Here is a 6,730-nt window from a genome sequence, read left to right as displayed (position 1 = left end):
TAGGACGCCCCCGGACAACCATACCCCGAAAAGGGGGTGGGACTCCTGAGATAGTCGACCATGGTCGACGGTCTCGGAGTCCCACCCCCTTTCTGCATTTCCGGGGAAGATTTCACACGCGACGGGCGGGGGATCGGGGCGAGCCGAGGCCGTCCGGCGACTAGACTGGCGGCCATGTCCACCATCTCCCGCGACGAGGTCGCGCGCGTGGCTGCGCTGGCACGGATCGACCTGCGACCGGACGAGGTCGACCGCCTTACCGGTGAGCTCGACGTGATCGTCGAGTCGGTCGCCCGCATCAGCGAGGTCGCCACCGCAGACGTGCCCGCGACGAGCCACCCGCTCCCGCTGACGAACGTGTTCCGAGACGACGTGCCCGAGGCCCCGCTGCCGGTCGAGGACGTCCTGGCCGGAGCCCCGCAGCAGGAGAACGGCCGGTTCGCCGTCCCGCAGATCCTTGGCGAAGAGTGAGATGGGTACCAGCGACATGACGAACGACATCACCCGGCTCAGCGCGTCCGACCTCGCGTCCGCGCTGACCAGCAAGGACCTCACCAGCGTCGAGGCCACGCAGGCCCACCTGGACCGCATCGCCGCCGTCGACGGTGACCTGCACGCGTTCCTGCACGTCTCCTCCGCCGAGGCGCTGGCCACGGCCGCCGAGATCGACGCGAAGCGCGCTGCCGGCGAGGAGCTGCACCCGCTCGCGGGCGTGCCCATCGCGGTCAAGGACGTCGTGGTGACCAAGGGGCTGCCGACGACCGCGGGGTCGAAGATCCTCGAGAACTGGATCCCGCCGTACGACGCGACCCTCGTGGAGCGCATCAAGGCCGCGGGCCTGCCGATCCTCGGCAAGACCAACATGGACGAGTTCGCCATGGGCTCCTCGACGGAGCACTCGGCGTTCGGCAACACGAAGAACCCCTGGGACCTCGACCGGATCCCCGGCGGGTCCGGCGGTGGCTCCGCCGCCGCGGTGGCCGGCTTCGAGGCCCCACTGGCGATCGGCACCGACACCGGCGGCTCGATCCGCCAGCCCGGCGCCGTCACCGGCACTGTCGGCGTGAAGCCGACCTACGGTGGCGTCTCCCGCTACGGCCTCATCGCCATGGCGTCGTCGCTGGACCAGGCCGGTCCCGTGACCCGCACCGTGCTCGACGCCGCGCTGCTGCACGAGCTCATCGGCGGGTACGACCACCACGACTCGACGTCGATCAACGAGCCGGTCCCCGGCGTCGTCGCGGCCGCCCAGCTGGGCGCCAAGGGCGACCTCAAGGGTCTGCGCGTCGGCGTCGTCAAGGAGCTCGCGGGCGAGGGCTACCAGGCCGGCGTCTCCGCGCGGTTCGACGAGTCGCTCGACCAGCTGCGCGCGCTCGGCGCCGAGATCGTCGAGGTCTCCTGCCCGAGCTTCACGTACGCGCTCGACGCGTACTACCTGATCATGCCCGCCGAGGCGTCCAGCAACCTGGCCAAGTTCGACGGCATGCGCTTCGGCCTGCGGGTCGAGCCGGCCGAGGGCCCGGTCACCGCGGAGCGCGTCATGGGCGCCACGCGCGGCGCGGGCTTCGGCGACGAGGTCAAGCGCCGCGTCATCCTCGGCACCTACGCGCTGTCCGCGGGCTACTACGACGCCTACTACGGCAGCGCGCAGAAGGTCCGCACGCTGATCCAGCGCGACTTCGCGGCCGCGTTCGAGCAGGCCGACGTGCTGGTCTCGCCCACGGCGCCGACCACGGCGTTCAAGTTCGGCGAGAAGCTGGACGACCCGCTGGCGATGTACCTCAACGACGTCGCGACCATCCCGGCCAACCTCGCGGGCGTGCCCGGGATGTCGCTGCCCAACGGCCTGTCGGACGACGGCTTGCCCGTCGGCTTCCAGATCCTGGCCCCCGCCAAGGCCGACGACCGCATGTACCGCGTGGGCGCCGCCCTCGAGGCCGCCCTCGAGAGCAGCTGGGGCGGCCCCCTCCTGAACAAGGCACCCGAACTCAAGACCACGGAGCTCGCCCGATGACCGCACCGTCGACCGCCACGGCCACGAGCCTGGTCGCCTACGAGGACGCCGTCCGCCGCTACGACCCGGTGCTGGGCATCGAGGTGCACGTGGAGCTCGGCACGCTCACCAAGATGTTCTGCGCCGCCGAGGTCGAGTACGGCGGCGAGCCCAACACCCAGGTGACCCCGGTCAGCCTCGGGCTCCCGGGCGCACTTCCCGTCGTCAACGGCAAGGCCGTCGAGTACGCGATCCGCATCGGCCTCGCGCTCAACTGCAGCATCGCCGAGAGCTGCCGGTTCGCCCGGAAGAACTACTTCTACCCGGACGTGCCGAAGAACTTCCAGACGTCGCAGTACGACGAGCCGATCGCCTACGACGGCTGGATCGACGTCGAGCTGGAGGACGGCGCGGTGTTCCGCGTCGAGATCGAGCGCGCGCACATGGAGGAGGACGCCGGCAAGAACACCCACGTGGGTGGTTCGACCGGCCGCATCCAGGGCGCCGAGTACTCGCTGGTGGACTACAACCGCGCTGGCATCCCGCTGGTCGAGATCGTCACGCGGCCCATCGAGGGCGTCGGCGACCGCGCCCCCGAGGTGGCACGGGCCTACGTGCAGACGCTGCGCGACATCTTCCGCTCGCTGGGGGTCTCCGAGGCCCGCATGGAGCGCGGCAACGTCCGCGCCGACGTGAACCTGTCGCTGCGGCCCACGCCCGAGTCGCCCCTGGGCACGCGCACCGAGACCAAGAACGTGAACTCGTTCCGCTCGGTCGAGCGCGCCGTGCGCTACGAGGTGTCCCGCCAGGCGGGCGTGCTCGATGCCGGCCTGCCGGTGATCCAGGAGACGCGCCACTTCCACGAGGAGGACGGCACCACGTCGTCGGGCCGCGTGAAGTCGGACGCCGAGGACTACCGCTACTTCCCCGAGCCCGACCTGGTGCCCGTGGCCCCGAGCCGCGAGTGGGTCGAGGAGATCCGGGCGACGCTCCCGGAGCTGCCGGTCGCGCGCCGGCGTCGGCTCCAGGGCGAGTGGGGCTACGCCGACGCGGAGATGCGCGACGTCGTCAACGCCGGGGCCATCGACCTCATCGAGGCGACGGTCGCCGCCGGGACGAACGCCGGCGGCGCCCGCAAGTGGTGGATGGGCGAGCTGGCCCGCCGGGCCAAGCAGGACGAGGTCTCGCTCGAGGACCTGTCCGTCACCCCGGCGCAGATCGCGCAGCTCCAGCAGCTCGTGGAGTCCGGCCGCATCAACGACAAGATCGCCCGCCAGGTGCTCGACGGCGTGCTCGCCGGCGAGGGCGACCCGGAGGCGGTCGTCGCGGCCCGCGGCCTCGAGGTCGTGTCCGACGACGGCGCCCTGCTCACCGCGATCGACGAGGCGCTGGCGGCTCAGCCCGACATCGTCGAGAAGGTCCGCGGCGGCAACCAGGGGCCGGTCGGCGCGATCATCGGCGCCGTCATGAAGGCGACCAAGGGCCAGGCCGACGCCAAGCGGGTCCGGGAGCTGGTGCTGGATCGGATCGGGCTGTGACGGCTCCGGCGGTGCCGACCCCGGCTGCGAGGCCGGGCCGGTGACCCGCGGACCCCTCCTGCACGGCGACATGACCCGGTTGCGGCCTATCGAGGCCCGCGACTCGGAGCGCCTGTGGGAGGCAGTCCAGGACCCGGAGGGCACCCGCCTGACCGGCACCACCGCCGTCTTCACGCGCGACCAGATCGACGAGTGGGCGCGCACCGTCAGCGACCGGCCCGGCCGGTACGACTGGGCGATCTGCCCGGCCGCCATGCGGGACGGCAAGCCGATCAGCGACGACATGATCGGCGAGATCGTGCTGAACGACCTCGACGAGGCCGTCGGCTCGGCCAACCTGCGGCTCCAGCTCCTGCCGAACTACCGGGGCCGCGGGTACGGCCGGGAGGCCATCGACGAGGTCCTGCGGTTCGCGTTCGAGGGCGTCGAGAGCGATCCCGGCCCGCACCTGCACCGGGTGAGCCTGGACGTGCTCAGCATCAACCCGCGTGCCCAGGCGCTCTACGAGTCGCTCGGGTTCCGCCAGGAGGGCCGGCTGCGGGACGTCTACCGCGACGGCGACACCTGGGCGGACGCGATCGTGATGAGCATCCTCGAGGACGAGTTCCGCGCGCTCAACGACTGAGTCGCCCGGGACGAGATCCCCGGACGATGCGCCGGCGGCCCCTGACCACGCAACGGTCAGGGGCCGCCGGTGATGTAGGCGGTGAGCTGGTCCCGCTCGGCCTGCACCTCTGCGATCCGGTGCTTGACCACGTCGCCGATGCTCACGATCCCCGTGAGCCGCGCGTCCACGAGCACGGGCACGTGCCGCACCCGGTGCTCCGTCATGACGGGCATGAGCTCGTCGAGCGTGGCGTCGGGGCCGCAGGTGTGCACGGCGACCGTCATGATCGCCTCGACCGTGCCGTCCAGGATCTCGTCCCCGTCCGAGTGCAGCCTGCGCACGACGTCGCGCTCGCTCACGATGCCGTCGACGGTGACGCCGTCGTCGGACACCACGACCGCGCCGATACGGTGCTCGGCGAGGAGAGCGAGCAGGTCGCGCACGCTCCGGTCCTTCGAGATGGTGACCACGTGGCCACCCTTGCGGCGCAGAGCCTCTGTCACTCGCATCGGGAGACCTCCATCGAGTGCGCGGCGGAGACCGCGTCGTTGCGGCCTCCTGCTACGACGGTACGGCACCGGGCGAATTTTCCCCAGGGGTGAGGGGGTCACCCTGTGGACGCCGCCTGTCGGTCCCGCCGGACCGGAGGTAGCGTGACGAGGCCGTTCGCCCGCATCGCGCACGGCCACCCAGCATCGAAGGAGCTGAACAGTCATGAGTCGTCCCCTGCGCTCCCGGACGTCCACCCACGGCCGCAACATGGCCGGAGCCCGCGCGCTCTGGCGCGCCACCGGCATGGGTTCCGAGGACTTCGGGAAGCCGATCATCGCGATCGCGAACTCGTACACGCAGTTCGTACCGGGGCACGTACACCTCAAGGACATGGGCGACCTCGTGGCCTCGGCGATCCGTGAGGCCGGCGGCGTCGCCAAGGAGTTCAACACGATCGCCGTCGACGACGGCATCGCGATGGGTCACGCCGGCATGCTCTACTCCCTGCCGAGCCGCGACCTGATCGCGGACTCCGTGGAGTACATGGTCCAGGCGCACACCGCCGACGCCCTCGTCTGCATCTCCAACTGCGACAAGATCACGCCGGGCATGCTGAACGCCGCGCTGCGGCTCAACATCCCGGTGATCTTCGTGTCGGGCGGCCCCATGGAGGCCGGCAAGGCGGTGGTGGCGAACGGCGTCGCGAAGACGCCGCTGAACCTGATCAACGCGATCAACTACTCGGCGGACGAGAACGTGGACGACGCCGCGCTCGGCCTGGTCGAGGAGAACGCGTGCCCCACGTGCGGCTCGTGCTCCGGCATGTTCACCGCGAACTCGATGAACTGCCTGACCGAGGCGCTGGGCCTGTCGCTGCCCGGCAACGGCTCGACGCTGGCGACGCACGCCGCCCGCAAGGAGCTGTTCCTGGAGGCCGGCCGCACCATCGTGGACCTGGCCCGCCGGTACTACGAGGACGAGGACGACTCCGCGGCGCCCCGCGGGATCGCCACCAAGGCGGCGTTCGCGAACGCGATGGCGCTCGACGTCGCCATGGGCGGCTCCACCAACACGGTGCTGCACGTCCTGGCGGCCGCCCAGGAGGCGGAGGTCGACTTCACGCTGGCCGACATCGAGGACATCAGCCGGCGGGTGCCGTGCCTGTCCAAGGTGGCGCCCAACCACCCGGACTACCACATGGAGGACGTGCACCGGGCGGGCGGCATCCCCGCGCTGCTGGGCGAGCTCGACCGCGGCGGCCTGCTCGACCACGACGTCACCTCGGTGCACACGCCCACGCTGCGCGCCTGGCTCGACGACTGGGACGTCCGCGGCGGCAAGGCCACCGACCGGGCGCTCGGCCTGTTCCACGCGGCGCCGGGCGGCGTGCGCACCACGAAGGCGTTCTCCACGAACAACCAGTGGGAGACGCTCGACACCGACGGCGCGGGCGGCTGCATCCGCGACATCGAGCACGCGTACACCGTCGAGGGCGGGCTGGCCGTGCTGCGCGGCAACCTCGCCGAGGACGGCGCCGTGTTCAAGACGGCGGGCGTCGACCCGGACGTCTTCCACTTCGTGGGCAAGGCGCTCGTCTGTGAGTCGCAGGACGAGGCCGTCGAGAAGATCCTGACCAAGCAGGTCGAGCCGGGCCACGTCGTCGTCGTGCGCTACGAGGGGCCGTCCGGCGGGCCGGGCATGCAGGAGATGCTCTACCCGACCTCGTACATCAAGGGCCGCGGGCTGGGCAAGGTCGTCGCGCTGATCACGGACGGCCGGTTCTCCGGCGGGTCCAGCGGCATCTCCGTGGGGCACGTCTCCCCGGAGGCCGCGGCGGGCGGCACCATCGGCCTGGTCGAGGACGGCGACGAGATCGAGATCGACGTCGACACCCGGATGATCCGGATCAACGTGCCGGACGAGGTGCTCGCCGAGCGCCGCGCCAAGATGGAGTCCTCCGAGCGGCCGTGGCAGCCCGTCGCCCGCGACCGGTACGTGTCCCCGGCGCTCCAGGCCTATGCGGCCCTGGCGACGTCGGCCGACCGCGGGGCCGTGCGCGACGTCGCACGCCTGCGGCGCGGCTGACGCAAGAGCGCGACA

At 71.4% G+C, this 6,730-nt stretch carries 6 protein-coding genes; 5 read left to right on the top strand and 1 reads right to left on the bottom strand.

The features are described from left to right. The first annotated feature begins 174 nt into the window (after positions 1-174). Genes gatC through ACFWEJ_RS25740 form a run of 4 tightly spaced genes read left to right on the top strand, consistent with a single transcriptional unit; the run spans position 175 to position 4,156 of the window. Positions 175-471 carry an Asp-tRNA(Asn)/Glu-tRNA(Gln) amidotransferase subunit GatC gene (gatC, locus tag ACFWEJ_RS25755; protein WP_377232020.1) on the top strand — a complete coding sequence of 99 codons (297 nt, stop codon included), beginning with the start codon at positions 175-177 and terminating at the stop codon, positions 469-471. Between the two features lies 1 nt (position 472). Next, positions 473-2,014, top strand: a complete 1,542-nt coding sequence (gene gatA, locus ACFWEJ_RS25750; RefSeq protein WP_377232019.1) for an Asp-tRNA(Asn)/Glu-tRNA(Gln) amidotransferase subunit GatA — start codon at positions 473-475, stop codon at positions 2,012-2,014. Further along, positions 2,011-3,531 (top strand): Asp-tRNA(Asn)/Glu-tRNA(Gln) amidotransferase subunit GatB, encoded by a 1,521-nt coding sequence (gene gatB, locus ACFWEJ_RS25745; RefSeq protein WP_377232018.1) that lies wholly within the window; start codon positions 2,011-2,013, stop codon positions 3,529-3,531. Before gatA ends, gatB begins: the two co-directional genes overlap by 4 nt. Before the next feature lie 40 nt (positions 3,532-3,571). After that, a complete protein-coding gene (locus ACFWEJ_RS25740; RefSeq protein WP_377232017.1) occupies positions 3,572-4,156 on the top strand; it encodes a GNAT family N-acetyltransferase in 585 nt (194 codons plus the stop codon). Between the two features lie 56 nt (positions 4,157-4,212). Here the strand turns inward: ACFWEJ_RS25740 and ACFWEJ_RS25735 are convergent, their stop codons facing one another. Further along, a complete protein-coding gene (locus ACFWEJ_RS25735; protein WP_377232016.1) occupies positions 4,213-4,647 on the bottom strand; it encodes a CBS domain-containing protein in 435 nt (144 codons plus the stop codon). A gap of 205 nt (positions 4,648-4,852) precedes the next feature. On the opposite strand from ACFWEJ_RS25735, the gene ilvD reads away from it, so the two are divergent. Further along, on the top strand, positions 4,853-6,715 hold the full coding sequence (gene ilvD / locus ACFWEJ_RS25730) for a dihydroxy-acid dehydratase (RefSeq protein WP_285107095.1): 1,863 nt from the start codon (positions 4,853-4,855) through the stop codon (positions 6,713-6,715). Positions 6,716-6,730: the final 15 nt, after the last annotated feature.

The organism is Promicromonospora sp. NPDC060204 (genome assembly GCF_042728455.1).
Lineage (GTDB): Bacteria > Actinomycetota > Actinomycetes > Actinomycetales > Cellulomonadaceae > Promicromonospora.
The sequence above is the reverse complement of the archived record's forward strand: the minus strand, read 5'-3'. Positions and strand labels throughout refer to the sequence as shown.

Coding starts and splice junctions, on each gene's coding strand:
- gatC (WP_377232020.1), top strand. CDS start 175: ATGTCCACCATCTCCCGCGACGAGGTCGCGCGCGTGGCTGCGCTGGCA.
- gatA (WP_377232019.1), top strand. CDS start 473: ATGGGTACCAGCGACATGACGAACGACATCACCCGGCTCAGCGCGTCC.
- gatB (WP_377232018.1), top strand. CDS start 2,011: ATGACCGCACCGTCGACCGCCACGGCCACGAGCCTGGTCGCCTACGAG.
- ACFWEJ_RS25735 (WP_377232016.1), bottom strand. CDS start 4,647: ATGCGAGTGACAGAGGCTCTGCGCCGCAAGGGTGGCCACGTGGTCACC.
- ilvD (WP_285107095.1), top strand. CDS start 4,853: ATGAGTCGTCCCCTGCGCTCCCGGACGTCCACCCACGGCCGCAACATG.